This is a genomic window from Bradyrhizobium sp. 197 (assembly GCF_023073375.1).
Taxonomy (GTDB): domain Bacteria; phylum Pseudomonadota; class Alphaproteobacteria; order Rhizobiales; family Xanthobacteraceae; genus Bradyrhizobium.
Window position 1 is genome coordinate 35,792 of sequence record NZ_JADPJJ010000121.1, and the last position, 15,303, is coordinate 51,094.

General features: G+C 58.7%; 7 protein-coding genes and 2 pseudogenes. 4 read left to right on the forward strand and 5 right to left on the reverse strand.

Annotated elements, in window-relative coordinates:
* Nucleotides 1–221: 221 nt before the first annotated feature.
* A complete protein-coding gene (locus IVB27_RS27755; RefSeq protein ID WP_247446190.1) occupies nt 222–3,377 on the forward strand; it encodes a Ulp1 family isopeptidase in 3,156 nt (1,051 codons plus the stop codon).
* A gap of 335 nt (nt 3,378–3,712) precedes the next feature.
* On the opposite strand, the pseudogene IVB27_RS27765 reads toward IVB27_RS27755, so the two are convergent.
* The 5 genes and pseudogenes from IVB27_RS27765 to panB all read right to left on the reverse strand — a co-directional run.
* Nucleotides 3,713–3,826 (reverse strand): annotated as a pseudogene (locus IVB27_RS27765) (transposase domain-containing protein); the annotation flags it as partial.
* Between the two features lie 2,355 nt (nt 3,827–6,181).
* Nucleotides 6,182–7,318: an MFS transporter gene (locus IVB27_RS27770; RefSeq protein ID WP_247367985.1), complete on the reverse strand. Its 1,137-nt coding sequence runs from the start codon at nt 7,316–7,318 to the stop codon at nt 6,182–6,184.
* Between the two features lie 672 nt (nt 7,319–7,990).
* Nucleotides 7,991–8,419, reverse strand: a complete 429-nt coding sequence (locus IVB27_RS27775; RefSeq protein ID WP_247446207.1) for a hypothetical protein — start codon at nt 8,417–8,419, stop codon at nt 7,991–7,993.
* A 203-nt stretch (nt 8,420–8,622) separates the two neighbouring features.
* On the reverse strand, nt 8,623–9,474 hold the full coding sequence (gene panC / locus IVB27_RS27780) for a pantoate--beta-alanine ligase (RefSeq protein ID WP_247446204.1): 852 nt from the start codon (nt 9,472–9,474) through the stop codon (nt 8,623–8,625).
* A 13-nt stretch (nt 9,475–9,487) separates the two neighbouring features.
* Nucleotides 9,488–10,360: a 3-methyl-2-oxobutanoate hydroxymethyltransferase gene (gene panB / locus IVB27_RS27785; protein WP_247446191.1), complete on the reverse strand. Its 873-nt coding sequence runs from the start codon at nt 10,358–10,360 to the stop codon at nt 9,488–9,490.
* A 2,377-nt stretch (nt 10,361–12,737) separates the two neighbouring features.
* On the opposite strand from panB, the gene IVB27_RS27795 reads away from it, so the two are divergent.
* The 3 genes and pseudogenes from IVB27_RS27795 (at nt 12,738) to IVB27_RS27805 (ending at nt 15,072) form a co-directional block, all read left to right on the forward strand.
* Entirely contained in the window at nt 12,738–13,010 is a 273-nt protein-coding gene (locus IVB27_RS27795) for a Dabb family protein (RefSeq protein WP_345946932.1), read from the forward strand.
* Between the two features lie 97 nt (nt 13,011–13,107).
* Nucleotides 13,108–14,497, forward strand: a pseudogene (pabB, locus tag IVB27_RS27800) (aminodeoxychorismate synthase component I).
* Complete coding sequence (locus IVB27_RS27805) at nt 14,494–15,072, forward strand: anthranilate synthase component II (RefSeq protein WP_247446192.1); 579 nt, start codon at nt 14,494–14,496, stop codon at nt 15,070–15,072. The pseudogene pabB and the gene IVB27_RS27805 overlap by 4 nt, the downstream one beginning before the upstream one ends.
* Nucleotides 15,073–15,303 lie beyond the last annotated feature (231 nt).

The window sequence follows — 15,303 nt, forward strand, 5'->3', positions numbered from 1 at the left end:
GGTCACCTGTTGCCCAGGAGCCGGGGCGCTTTTCTGCAGCAGCCAAGACCGGGCAGGTGTGAGTAATGCACGAGCTCGGAGCGACGCGCGATAACAGTCCCTTTTTGTTCAATTTGGCGATCTTGACGTCCGGCTTTTTGAAGCCGGAGTCTCTGTGGTCAATGCGCCGGAGTGTGGCTCCGGGGCAGCTATGAAGAATCTTCTCATCTTAGGAGAGTCGTGTGGAACCGATCTATAACGATCCGAACTCTTGGATGCGCTGGTACGCCGAGCAGCAGGCGTTGCAGCGTGCGGGGCAAGAGGCCGACGTCGACCCTGCGGATCAAGCTGGCTTCGAGCAGCAATTGGGCGAGCTGCAACTCCGCTCTCCTGAGGAGAGTTCCGGGGTTAGTTCCCCCGACAGTTCAGCCGCACGGTCGCATGAAAACATCCAGCGTACGGACGTTGGTGGTTCGATGCGAATGCGGCCAAGGTCCAACCTGCGGGACAATTCGTTCAGCAGCACGCGTCACAGTGTCGATGTTCCGCACGCTCATCTTGGCTCGGCTGCAAATAATTACCGGTCTGACTTGCAGGACAGGCCATTCAGCAGCATGCGTTACGCAGCGCCCTCGGAGGAACAACCTACGGCGCGGACGAAGGACAACAAGCCGCGTGGACTGTTCTCTCGGGTCAAATCAGGGTTAAGCAAAGTCTTTGGAGGAAACCACCGTGAGAAGTTGTCCGGCGGCCCAGCCTCTGATGACGTCTACTCGGAGCTTCGCATCGACTTTGCAAAGCGCAGTCGCCCGTCCGAAGCAGACCTAGCGCTGATTGAAGAGTTCAAGACGGCATTGGGCAGCGCGAACCGTAAGACGAAGACGATCGAGAATTATGTGATGGCTCTTCGAATGTTCAGCGAATTCCTCCAACCCAAAGGCGTCACTCTGAACGACCTGCTTGGCAATGCTGATCTGCTGACAGCCTATAAAGATGAATTCAAGAAGGTGGCGAGCGCCAATAGCAGGAACTATGTGGGCGGAGCCTTGGATACACTCCAGAATTTCCAGGCTGGAAATCCCATATCCGCTCCAGCTGGGGTGGGTACGCGAGAGCAACCGATGCACCCCCAAGACGAGCGGATGATCCGCCAGTTCGTGGAAAACGTCAAAGACTACAGAGTAGATCCCGATGGTACCAGAGGCCGCGGGACTGGAAAGGTCCCGCTTGCAACGATCAAGGGCAATGTGCAGGCGCTCAACGCGTTTGCTCGTTGGCTCCGAGCGCAGAACAAGGAGCCCCTGGCTCCTCGGGCATTCAATGAGCCAATGTCGCTCGCCGACGACATCCACGAGTACTTCGAAGCTGGCGGCGATGATCGTGACCGCCTCAGCGCGGCATTGTCTCATCTCCGGAGGATCGGGGCTGACGGGCTCCAAGCTGTCGGTGCCGGGCCCCGCCTGATGGGGCGCGAAACATTGTCGGCTCATCCGAAGGACGTCTCCACGATCAGTGACTTTTTGACGGACGCTCTATCCAAGCTTGGATCCGACGCGACTCGCAAGGAGAAAATCTGCGCTTCGGCGAGGGCTTCCAGGCTACGCTCTTTTAGTGATTGGCTTCAAAGAGAGGGCAGGCCGAGCATCATGGACCGTATCGAGGGCAATGCTAAGCAGCAGTCGTCATTGAGCGCAGATTATGCGGCGTACAGCAAAGCCACAAAGCAGACACCCCCACTCGATCTCCTTCGACAATACCTGGGTCTCGAGCCCCAACAAGGACTTCGTGCTTATGACGATGACGCCAGCCTGATCGAGAGCCTGGCCAAGGAAGAGCTGAGAAACCTCGACCCAGCTTCCGAACAGAGAAGAAAAACAATTCGTAATACTGCTTCGGCCCAACGCAATTTCAGTAATTGGCTCCGCACAGAGGGTAGGGAAAGCATCGCGAGCCGAATCAACGGCAATAGTGAGCAGCGGCGCTCGCTGGACGCAGACCACCGGGCTTTCACGGAAGCCAAAGGGAAACTTGGCCTGAGTCTCAAGAAGCTCAGGCAGTATCTGCAACTCGTTGAGGCGAACCGGGCGCTGGGTGTGACCTTCCCTCAGCAGAGGGCTAGCTCGAACTCAACCTCAACCTGGGTACGAGATTTGCAGACTCCGCCGTCCGAAAGTGAGTGGCCGCCGCTGCTAGATCCGTTTGGGCAGGCCGGCTTGCAGCAACCGGCTAGGTCGAGCTCGACCTGGTCCCCGCGCGTGCCGTCCGACTTTGATCCAAGTGAGTGGCCGGCACCGCAAGGCCCGGTTGGACCGGGTTGGCAGGACCTGGCCGGCTCGAGCTTAACCTGGTCTCCACGGGTGCCGTCCGACTTCGAGTGGCCAACTCCGGAGGGCGCGCCAGCTCGGTCCTCAGACATCTACCACGGTTTGGCTTCTTTCACTGATCTGCCGTCCACACCGCAGGAAATGCGTGACGACGCCCAGTCAAGGCCGGTGCTCAGCCCTGCCGGCAGACCGCCGTTCTTCATCGGTTCATCAGGCACGCCGCAAGAGCTCGAGGATATCGGATATCTCGTCGGCGAGGATTGGCAGCATGGCTCACAGCCGGTGCCGGACTTCCTGCTCGATGTACTGGACAATAGAATGCTGTTGCCGAGTTCGCGAATGGCTCCCCAGCCGGTCTCTATCAACGGTGAGACCTACTCCATCGCATTGGGGCCGCGAGGACGCCGCGACGCCCAACTGATCCATCACCCTGGCCCATCCTCGGTTCCTGATGCCCGGATCGGCGCTTCGAGGGCGAGTGCCTCTGCCGGCGACCGCAGCGGACGGGTGCTCGGAGCCTCGGAATGGCTGGGTGACGCGCATATCCAGCGGGACTACGAGCTGCTGTCGCAGGAGTTGCGGCAAAACAATCCAAACCTCGCCGCCCGGACCCGGTTCGTCGATCCTCTCATCGCCTTTCAGGTGGGCCATGGTACGGACGGCGACGCCCAGGACGCATTCCGTCGCATTGTCAACGATCGGAATGGCAACGATACGGCCGACTTCCTGTTCTTGCCGGTGAGTGATGCGAGCGCTACGAACCTTCGTGCCCGCGGCTCCCATTGGTCGTTGCTGCTGGTAGATCGCCGCGATCGCCACCGGCCTGTTGCCCATCATTATGACTCTGCCAAGCGACACAATGCCAGACCTGCAGCAATGCTCGCAGCGCGGGTGGGAGCCGATTTGCGAGATGCCCCCATGCGCGAGCAGGGGAACGGCTATGATTGCGGAGTGTTTGTGGTCGACGGTACCCGGGCGCTGGTCAGACGGCTCGCGGGAAGACGGCACGCAGATCTGAGCCTCCTCTACCTCGTCGTCGATCGGCAGGCACTGCGAAACCGGCTAAGTGGGTGAAGTCGGCTTCAACTGAATAGCGCGTGCAGCTGGTTGAACTGTATCCATCCGAGATAAGCCGCGGATAGTGGATCACCGATTCCACCGCCTGAGGGGTTCGGTTCCCCTGTGCATCCTGATGAGCTCCATCAGGTTAGCCGAGTCGGTGAACGCCATGACGCCGTCGTTACGTATGCTGTAAACCCAGATGACGCCGCCCACCGGGTCCACTCCGTTGGCCACATCCCAAAGCCAGTCCTCGTCCTCGCCGAGGTCCTTTGCGACGCGACCGATGGTGAAGACTCACTTGACTCTGTTGACGTGCGCCGAGCGGAGGACGTCGACGTGAGCGACGTCCAATTCCACGGCAGCAACTGGTGTAGGCAGCTCTGTGGCATGTCCGCGATGCGCGCGAAGGCGTCGGCGAGCCACGCTTTCGGATCGATGTTGTTGAGACGCGCCGGCATGATGAGCGTCATCCGGCGGGAAGTTCCGAACCGGACGTTTAATGACTGGGACAGCCCGCGGCCGGGCTTCTGCGAGGTCGACATGGTCGCCCCTGGCGGCACGTCGGTGGCGGGATCGTCATCCAGACCATGACGATGGCCGATTCGCGACGGGCTGGACGGAGTGCCTGCCGTTGGTGAGGCGGGATGGCTCGCTGGTTGTCGAGGCTATGAAACACGCACAGAGCCGGTTCCGCTGGCTTCTACGCGGTGTGGACTTCGACAACGACAGCACGTTCATGCTTGAACGACGGCTGAAAGAAGTTGACGTAGAGTTGCCGCCGAAGAGGCGGCCCATCACGTGCGCCGTGTCGAGGCCATCGAAGCGGCCGTAGCCCATCAAGCGACGCACAACGCACCATTCTTCTGCTCGACGAACGCCGGCACGCGAGCGCGTCACCCGAGCTTCGGCTGGCGCACCGCGGCGCGAAGTGGCTTCAAAAGGAGAATTGACAATCAATCCGGAATTAATGGGCCGATTGACAGACAAGCGTTTCAATGGCTGTTCCCGCTGGGCACCAGGTGGTGAAGAAGGCAAAGTCATCATCGGCAATGCGACGACGGATCAGTAGACCGCGTGTTCACAAACCGTCATCGGGCAGAAATTCTGCATAGACGCGAAGAGAGAGTGCGATTCGAATGTGATAGCGATTCTAGACTCGCACCACTGATCGGAGGAGGATCGTCTGTTGTCGGTGGGCGAAACGGGCTACAGGTGAGCACATCTAGACGCTGCCTACATGCTTCGCTCGGTTGGCTATCAGATGGTGACCACGCCCCTCTTTCACTCACCGCTGACGTTTCATCGCCTGCGCCGCGCGATCTCGTCAGCGACTGCGCTCGCGGCGCGCACAAGCCGTTCATGCAGGGTCTCGAACATGCCCAGGGTCTCATCATTGGGTTCATCCCTGCCCTATTCGAGAGCCTCGGCAGCCAGAGCGCTTATTACCGACGCCTTGCGCGGGCGGTTTCAAGTGGTGCCGACGGAGGCGATGATCGTCTCTGACGTGATCAGGAAGACATAGCTGCGTGTTCAAGCGTATGGCCCATGCCAAGGTAAAGATCGTCACTTTGGCCGAATAAGCTGCTGCGAAAGCTGCAGCGCCGCATCAAATCGTGACGCAGCGAGCAGGCTAGCGCGCTACTGATTGGATCGGCAGATCTTGCGGAGCGGTTCGACGCGGCACCGGTTGCGCCGTGACAGCGCCCGCTTCCGGCACAGGGAAGCCTGTTGTTGCGCAAACCTCGGCCAGCTCCACGATCGGCCTCCCCGTATGGTCCGTCCGTCTTCTCGGGAGCAAAATAGATGAGGCATCGTCTTCGGGAACACTCCCTTCATGAGGCAATACGCGCTCTCATCCTGATTGTCGCGCCATAATGTTGCCCCGAACGGACCAAGCCGCGTACCAACTCTGAAAACCAAAGGGTGCAGGCGCTTCGTGATAAATGCGGGGAGCGTCGGCGGTCAAAATTGATCTCAAACACGACAATCGTCGCCGCCAATGTCCGGCAGTACCTCGCCACGGTCTAGGCTCGAGTAATGGCCAGACACACGTCCGCCTTGTAAGGAGCGGTTCATCTGCAGGGTTTGCGATAAGCGCGGCACCATCCTAAGGGAACGAAGTGACCGAACCATGCCCATGAAAGCGTACCGACCAAAAACTGCAATATCTTCACGTCGTGTACGCGTCAATCCAGCTTTCTCTTCTGGTGCCGACTTCGAGACTCTTCCATGCGAGATCCGTACGAAGGCCGATCTCGTGGTCCTTCTCACTCTCGTAGACCCTATCGAGCACCGCCCGCACCGGCGAGGTTGTCTCGGCTTCGAACGTCGGGATAGTCCCGAGAAAGAATGATCAAATCGACCGGGCTTGCAGAATTCGATTGATTAAGGCCACCGCACAAACCTGTCCAGGGGCTGCGAGATACCAGATACCGGTATTTCCAAGTCCGTTAGGTATCAACGCCTGCTCGGCGAACGTCCGCTTTGGGCAATCGGGTTTAACGCTCGAGCTTGCCAACAGCCGAAAGCGCGGATTCACATAGGCATAGAAGCCTGGGATGAAGCGATTGGGCGAACAGCAAGCGCATCAAGCGACCTATTGTAGGCATGAAGGCAGATCTCTGTAAGAACGCGGACCACCAATCGCCGGGCCTGAAGCACTTCCGGAGAAGCGCACCGCTTTCGAACCAGCAAAAGCCGATCATCGGCGCCAGGCAGATATCAGGTAGCCAACTCATTGCCGTCTCGATGAGAGACAAGATACGATCGGAGCTTCTCTTGCGCGCGGGTGCCGCTCTTTCACGTTTCAAACGCATTCACCGTGTGTTCGCCGTCGCGATCGGCGCCAAGAGCACGACGAGGCACATGAGCCCGGCTAGGACCCCAAATGCGGCCGGCAGTCCCACGTACTTGGCCAGTAAGCCGATACCAGCTGGTCCAATGAGAATTCCGGCATAACCCACCGTCATGATCGCGGCAATCGCCGGACCAACGGGCATCGCCTCCTGCGTGCCGGCGCGCCGGAACAGAATCGGGGCGACATTCGATAGGCCAAGACCAATGAGCAGCAAGCCGATCATGGCGATGACGGCCGCCGGTGCCGCCAGCAGAGCTCCGAAACCTGCCAAGGCCAGTAGACTTCCGAACATAAGTGTCGCGCGGTCCCCCGCGCGTTCGACGACGGCGTCGCCAGCAAGGCGTCCCACCGTCATGGCTATGGAGAACAGTACATACGCTAAGCCGCCCTGCGTCTTTGGAGCAAGACCAGCGCCGACGACCAACAAGGCAGCCCAATCGAGCATCGCGCCTTCGATAAGGAAGGCGATCGCCGCAATCACGGCTAGAAGGAGCACGATGGAACGCGGCAGAACGAACGACGGTCCCTGGTCCGCCTGCGCCGTTGGTACCAATCGCGGCCACGCCAGCATGATCGCGATCACTATCAATCCCGAGCAGACCACAGCCGAAACAAATGCGTCAATCTGCAGCGAGAGAAAAGCGGTCATGGCTGCAGACCCCACAAGTCCCCCGATGCTGAATTGAGCGTGGAAGCTGGACATCAGCGGGCACTCCGCCGTGCGCTCCACCTCCATCGCATGAATGTTCGCGGCCACGCTAATCGAGCCTATCGAGGCGCCTAAGGCGAATAGCGCGACGCCGAGCGCCAACTTGCTAGCTGTCGTGAGGCACGGCAGGACTATCGCGAGACTAAGCCCACCCACAAGAATGATCAGCCTGACGCCGTAGCGGGCGCTCAAAACACTGGTCAGAAGCATCGCGATGATGGATCCAGCACCCAGGCAGAGCAGTAGTAGGCCAAGTACGCCGTCATCGGCCGCCAGCCGGTCTTTCGCGAATGGTACGAGCGGGGCCCAGGCCCCGAAGCCAACCCCGGGAACGAAGAATGCAAGACGCGTTGCTAACCGAGAGGATGGTTGACCAGCAGACGCCATGACAGGGACCCTATTGATAGACGACCTGCGGGCGCTGTACCAACGACGGACTCCCGAGCGACAGGAGTGCGCAGGTTCGGCGGTCGAGAGGGCATCGTTTGTTGGCGCAATCCGCCATGCCGGACGGTTCAGCGCGTGATATCGGATCGCGTCGATCGTCACTCTTCTAGTTCGATCCGCGACGACATCTTTGACTGCAAATACGATGCCACCGCGAAAACGCACGTGACGACTCAGTCCGATCTCGATACGATCGGGCAACTGTGCCGGCTAGGCATGGAGCGTCGGGGGCTCTCAACAAGCTTGTTACTTGCTGATTGATGAGCGCGGTCGCGCACTGAAGGAGCACGAAGCACCCGAGTGCGCCTCGAGACCACGTATTACGATTCCTGACGCCCTTTAGCGCGCCAACGCGGCCTCACCTTCCGTAGTCATATTCGCGAGAAATCAATATGGCTCAGTCGCAAAGCTGACATGAAATTGTCTGCCGACCGCAATCGATCTCAATGCGAGGCGAGGGGTCTGCAACCCTGTTACTCTGGGCTTGCGTAGCCTGCCAAAGCTTGTGTCAACCGAGATCGCGGTGTAGACGCCGACATAAACAGTTTGATCATGGAAGGCACGCAGAGGCTTATGTGCCTGCTAGACCCATCGTCTTTGTCAACGCCCCCGTCACGGCTCGCCATTAACGATTTCTTCATCGAATTGGCTGTGCACATGGACCGGCGTTGATTCTTGTCCGTGTGCGGGAGGGATGCGCTCGTTGCCCAACAGTCCGTCGAGAAAGCTGCCCCGCCGAGATCGCGACCCGCTCCGCGTAAACAGCGGACGAATCCGTTGCTTGGTCTGCCGCAACAAAGAAGCCCACAGCGTCGCGCATCTTCGACCGACGCTCCACCAATCATCAAATCCCGAATGATGGTGGCCCATAGATTCAGAACCACCCGAAAATTGCAACTGTAGTGCTAGATCCGGTGCGCCAAATGCATCGAACTCCGTCCGGATCGCGCGTCGGTGTTCCGTTACGCGCATATTCTCTCCTTCAAGAAGGATCAGTGCAAGATCGGCGAATACGCGCTGCCCCAGACAGTCGTGCGTCATCTTCAGTCGGAATTGATTGCGGAAGCCCCCGGTCGACGCGGGCTACGTGCGCATTAGTTTCGACCACTTCGATCTACCCCGGCTAGAAACCTTGCCGCGGCGAAGCGCGAGGGGCGGCCGCGTCGGAACTTCCAGGGTTACACCGACGAGACCGCCGAAACGGATAAGAAGAACACGGTTTGTCGATTTGGTTCTGAATTGCGCTACAGAGTTGGCAACGCCAGCAGTACGTTGTCGATCAGCCGGATCGAACCGACGTAGACTGCGGCACAGAGCGCCGCCGGAAGTCGCAGCGGACTCGCGGCCCGCTTGAGCGTATCACCATCGACAAGTTCAAGGTATTGCAGCCGATCAACGGTCTCAAGATGCCGCTCCGCGATCGCAATCAGCTTATCCACCTCGCGCACTCCTGAGCGGAACTCATCGGCCGCGGCGAACAGCCCACGACTGATGGCAACGGCTCGCCGACGTTCTTCGTCGCTCAGATTGCGATTGCGACTGCTCATCGCGAGCCCGTCCGGTTCCCGAACGGTTGGCACGGTGACGATCTCGATCGGAAGATTGAGATCAGTTGCCATGCGACGCACGACCGCGCATTGCTGAAAATCCTTTTGCCCGAAAAACACGACGTCCGGACGCACCATGTTGAACAGCTTGCATACCACGGTTGCGACGCCGCGAAAATGTCCGGGCCTAAAAGCCCCGCATAGTGGCTTCGCCAATTCGCCCGGTTCGACGAAGGTCTCGAATTGAGCCGGATAGACTTCCCGTGCACCCGGCGCGAAGACAATCGCAACACCGGCATCGCGGCACAATTTTTCATCGCGCAGGAAATCGCGAGGATAGCTGCTGAGATCCTCGTTTGGTCCGAACTGAGTCGGATTGACGAAGATGCTAACGACGGTGACGTCGCATTGCGCTCGGCTCGCCTTGACCAGGGCGAGATGGCCCTCGTGCAAATAGCCCATTGTCGGCACGAGCCCGACGCGTTTGCCCGCGCTGCAAGCCTTCGCGAGTTCACGACGAAGCTCAGCCACCGTCGTAATCGTCTGCATCGTAGCACCTACATCAGGTTGTCTTAGGAGGAGCCCAGTTTGCGATGATGTTACCCAGGCTTTCAGGAAGCCGATAGGACTCTTCCGGCGCCGGGAACGCTCCACTGCGGACATCGGTAGCCCAGCGCGACAGCGCCTCCTGCAACAGCTGAAAACCATCTGCATAGGCGCGAACGAATTTGGCCCGATGACCTTCGGTCAGCCCCAGCACGTCATGAAATACGAGCACTTGGCCCGAGCACCCAGGACCCGCGCCGATTCCAATAGTTGGTATCGACAGCGATTCGGTCGCTCGCTGGGCTAGCTCGGCCGGAATGCCTTCAAGCACCAACGCGAAGCATCCGGCCTCCTGCAGACGGTGAGCGTCATCAAGCAGCCGCAAAGCGTCATCGGCTTTCCGGCCCTGCACCTTGAATCCGCCCATGATATTGACGCTCTGCGGGGTGAGGCCGAGATGGCCCATGACGGGAATTTCGCAATCGACCAGGGCGCGCACCATTTCCACGCGCTTGGCCCCGCCCTCGAGTTTCACTGCATCTGCACCTCGCTGCAGGAATCCTCCGGCGTTGCGTATCGTCTCCTCCGGACTGAGGTGAAAGCTAAGAAACGGCATATCGGCCACGAGCAGGGCACGGGGCCTTGTGCGCGCAACAGCCTCGAGATGATGATTCATCATCGCCATGCTGACAGGCAACGTGTTGTCGAATCCGAGGCAGACATTGCCAACACTGTCGCCGACAAGAATGATGTCGACGATGGGGTCAGCGATGCCTGCAGTAACCGCATCGTAGGCGGTGGTCATGGCGACACGCCGCCGCTCCTGCTTCCACCGCTGCAGGATTGGAATCGTGATCCGCTCAACTGATACTTCCGAAGCGTGGCTCATTTTCGATCCGTTCCGTCAGATGGCCTCAGGTCGATTTCGGAGCTCGAAGCGATACAATTTAATCTCACCTGTCTCGCCTACGATTTTGAAGCCACCGCCCTCCCGAAGTCCCCGCGTCACCGAATATGCTAGGCGAACGGTAATCCGATTCTTGCGACCGAAGCAGTTGAGTATTGCGCGCATCCCGGGGGACCACCCTTTTTCTATGGCGGACGAGTGAAAACTCGTCAACCATGAAAGGGAAACATACGCCTCCAAAGTAGCAGGCGCGTGCATAAAAACTCCAATGGTCGCGCGACCATCAAGCAAGAACTCCCAGATTCAAATTGTCATTTGGAAGCGCCTTGCGTCACGCTGGGCCTCAGGGCGCGCCGATGCGATCATTCTGGCAATTTGCCTGCGCGTTGTCTTAACCGCATCTCTTGCATGTCGGACTGGCTGGCTCTGCCCAGGGAGGCAATACTCTACCGGAGCGAGTTCTTTTCCGAGCCTCATCAAGTTCAACTGCAGCCAGAGGATTTGTTGCCGCTCACACCTGCTGCGCTGCATCAACGCTCCGGCATACTTCCCCATACAGAGCTGATAGAAATTGCGTACCATGCCCTGCTGCAATCCCTTCCCCGGGATACTTGGCACTTTCCAGCTCCCGAAACAGGCCTCGCGCTCACCCTCTGTTGTAGCGGCATATCGCGATCGATTAGTTCGATGAACCCCTGCCTGTCGGCCGAAAATTGCGTTGCGCGTAATTCCGCGGTGAAATCCTTCAAACGAGCTCGGAGTGACTGCCGCGCCTTCGTCAAATGCAAGCATGGGAGTGCTTTCCAGCGCAGCAGATCGTGAAAGCTATGCAGACGCGCGTCTGCCGCCGCTAATTCGATGGCGTGTGGATAACCCGACCGTACAGACTTGTCAGGCGAGCCGCTTAGAGGCGTCGCTGACCTGAGGCGCCGGTGCGCTTGCCGTCCGCTTGCTGCTCAATTCGCAGTAGCCGTGGCAACCCAAGCGTCAGGCCATCGAAGAGTCGACAGTTTGACACGGCCAGCCAAGTCATGCGATGCAAAAAGGGCTAAGCGGGGTTAAGGCGCAGTAGTGCGGTCGCAATCTAAGCGGCGGCCGCCATTGCGAGGTCAGCAGCTTCTGCTGCACACGTTCAAAGGCCACTACTATTCGTCGAAGACACGATTTCGTAACAACACCCCGCATTTCCCTTGTGCGTCTTTTCGTGGCGTCTTGTACTAGTCGTCAGCGCGATCGTTCTACCCGCCGCGCCAATGCGTATGTCGGGTCGATACCGCAATAGGCGTCCGTCCCCGAACGAGAACTGGCAATTGCCAGGATCCCCCCAGATACGTCCTTGCGGACAATGAGCGTCCTGCCAAGCGTGTCGCAGGACGTACACCCGAAGGCGAGACAAAGCCAAGTGGCATGGGAAGTGCTAGCAGCGACAAACAGCAGATAGCGCATGTCTTGCCTCCGCTAGGCTTTGCTTAAGGAAAGACCATCGAATTACTTGTATTGATGTCAAGCAAATGGCAGCCGCGCTTCCCTGGGCAATCGCATCCACCGATGTACCAGCGCGTTGGGCTCTCACGCGCATGCAAGCAACGCGGTCCAAATGAAGGCCGTCTCGGAGTGCTCGATCAGAAGCTGCATCGCGCCGGAAGGCTGCGCTGCCTTCCGGAAAGTCGCTGAAATGCTGCTCCGCCTTCGCCAAGTTTTGGGAAAAATGGCCGCCCGAGGTGCCGTGGTTGCTTCGCGACGAGCAGCGCCGAAACGATAAGCTCCTCCCAGGCGACATGTATGGCTAAGACTATCGCCACGTTCCGCGATTGAAAGTCGTTTCACGATCATCTCTTTGCGGTGATCAGCCGAAGAGCGGAATCAACCTTGAAGTCACGCGTCGATGTCATCGCTTCAGGGGCTGGCGGCGGCCTTCCCCCTTCTGTTTGGTGACCCAGCCTGTATTCAACGAAGGAGCGCATTTTGCTGCAGTTCTTATGCGCCGATTCTGCAAGTGAGACCGTTTCATGCACGAGATCCGCGCGAAGCTAATGACCGTCGACGGAAGCATCTGCTGAAGTTGTCCTAGCGACTATGATCAGGCGGTTCCTTACTTCGATGCAGAATTTCGTCTCAGAGATTGTCTACCTTGCGTAATAGCGGAGGAAGAACAGCGAGCTAAACACCCGCCACCGCGATGGTGCAGGGCGCCTGCCGTGCAGTGGCATCTGAACGGCTGCCCGAGGCTTGCAGCTTTGCGATGAGGCATCTGTCGCTTTGGGCGAAGTCAAACCGCAATGTTCGCGATTACCGACGGTCATCTATGATTCGACACATCGTATTCTTCACCGCAAAAGATTAGGCGCATGTCGACAAAATAGTCGACGGCCTTTCCGTACTCGCCAAAATCCCGCACGCACGCCGGCTTGAGGTCGCTCGCAACCGCAAGAGTGACCGGCCTGGCAACGAAATTGACGTGATCGTCTACGGTGAATTCGACGACGAAGTCGAACTGGTAGCCTATAAAGCGCACGAGCTTTACCAGGAGTCGATCCGGCAGGTAAGACCGCTCCGAGAGCTACGTCTCGCGGCCGATTACAGCATGTCAACAGATGCGGAGCCATTTGGCTGGCCCTACCCGCGGGCGTAATTAACCTGGCCGGCACGTAGGGGTTTTTGGGTGCCCACGAGGCACGCCTTCGCCGGACGGGATTACAATCGGCCATGTATCGCTGAGCGACAGACTAATGCATGTATTGGAACTGCAGTGGATTGAGCCCTCATAGCCATGCGACGCCTCGCGCATCGGAGGCACCTCACGTTCCTGGATAGCGCATCGAGACACGCGGTGCTCGGGCAGTACTCGTATGTGACGTGCGATCCCTTCAGCACTTACATCATCGCGGACGGGAGAGGTATTTGCAACGGAGAGTCCATTGTGGGCGATCCGTGGGCGGCACTTCGCGCTCTGCTAGCCAACTATCCGCAAATACATCGCGCCCATCTCCCGGCATTCCAGGGCGGCGCCGCCGGCTTTTTTGGATACGAGCTGAACAGGACGCTGGAGCGATTGCCGGTGCCGACCATCGGGGGGCATCGCTTGCCTCAGGCACTCCTACATCTTTACGACGTCGTGATAAGCTTCGACATCGCCATGATAGATGCTGGATCCTTTCTACCGGGTGGCCGGAGCAGGATCCAGTTCGCCGCCGTGAGAGAGCTCGCCAAAGAGCCGAAGGATTTGTTGGGCTGCTTACAGTCTCAGCCCTCCTCCTGATTTTAAACCAGGCGAGGCCGGCTCATGGCATTCAAACTTCAGTCGCCAGGGATACATCGCGGCGGTACAGCGCGTGATTGATCTCATTCTGTCGGGTGACGCCTTCCAGGTCAACATTGCGCAGCGCTTCAGCGCTCGCCTGGCGAACTCGTTCGATCCGATAGCCTTCTATTGTCAGCTGCGGAAAATGAATCCGGCTCCCTTTGCCGCCCTTCTTCGGTATGGCAAGCTCACCATTGCATCGAGCTCGCCCGAGCGTTTCCTAAAGTTTGACGGGCGACAGGTCGAAACGCGACCTATCAAGGGGACGGTGGCGCGTTTTGCTGATTGCGAGGAAGGCCGGCGTCGCGCTGAGACGCTGGTACATTCGGAGAAAGACCGCGCCGAGAACACCATGATCCTCGACCTCCTGCGCAATGATCTCTCGCGCGTTTGCACGCCTGAATCAGTCCACGTCCCGTCCTTATGCAATCTCGAGTCCTATGCCTCACTGCACCATCTCGTGTCCGTCGTTACGGGTGAGCTAGCACACGGAGAGGATGCCGTAGGCCTACTTAGGGCCTGCTTTCCCGGCGGCTCAGTTACCGGAGCTCCCAAGGTACGCTCGATGGAAATTATCTTGGATATCGGGCGTGTGGCGCGAGAGGTGTATTGCGGGGCCATAGGCTACATAGGATTCAATGGACATATGGATGTAAATATTGCCATTCGCACCGTAACGATCGGCGACGGCCAGGCCGTCTTCCATGCAGGCCGGGATAACAGCAATGTCCGATCCGGCCGCCGAATATGAGGAGAGCCTTGCAAAGGCAGAGCGCATTTTTCGCGCATTCATTGCTGAAGACGCCGGTGCATCTTGATTGTCATTATCGACAACTACGACTCTTTCGTCTTCAACATTGCGCGATATTTTCGCAAGCTTGGTGCAGCAACACGTGTCGTCCGGAACGACGCGATGGACGTGAGCGAACTTGCTGACCTCAGGCCCCGCGCGGTTGTCATCTCCCCCGGTCCGTGCACTCCAATTGAGGCTGGAATATCGACAGCCGTCGTTCGTGAACTTTCGGGTCAGGTGCCAATTCTCGGGATTTGTCTCGGACACCGGTGCATTGGGACGGTGTTCGGCGCACGCGTAACGCGCGCCCGTCGTCCTATGCACGGTCGGTCCTCGTATGTCACACATGAAGGCGGCGGGCTTTTCAAAGAACTACCGTCTCCACTTCGTGTGGGGCGCTACCATTCGCTTATCGTCGAATTGGATCCTTCATCTGCCCGTCACCTGACGGTGACAGCACGCTCGGATGATGCGGAACTCATGGCCCTCGCCCATCGCGATCAACCAACATATAGCGTGCAGTTCCATCCAGAGTCGATACTCACCCCACAAGGGGACGTACTGTTCGCAAACTTCCTACGACTTGCAGAGCTTCCTTAAGGCGGCCGGAGAGGACTGGTGCAGCCATAGCGTTCGTTTCGGCTGTCGGACGTCGAGCCGCGGTTCGTTTGAGGCGTCTGTGGCCGGCTCGGCGCCGAGGTTCGGAACTTTCCATTTGAATGTCGAAGGGTCCATCGGCGCCATTGGGCCATCGGTAGCCTTAAAGACGGCCTCGGCCATGGGGACTTTTGGGGGCGCGGAGGCCGAGGCCGCTGGAGGCGCTTGAACCTT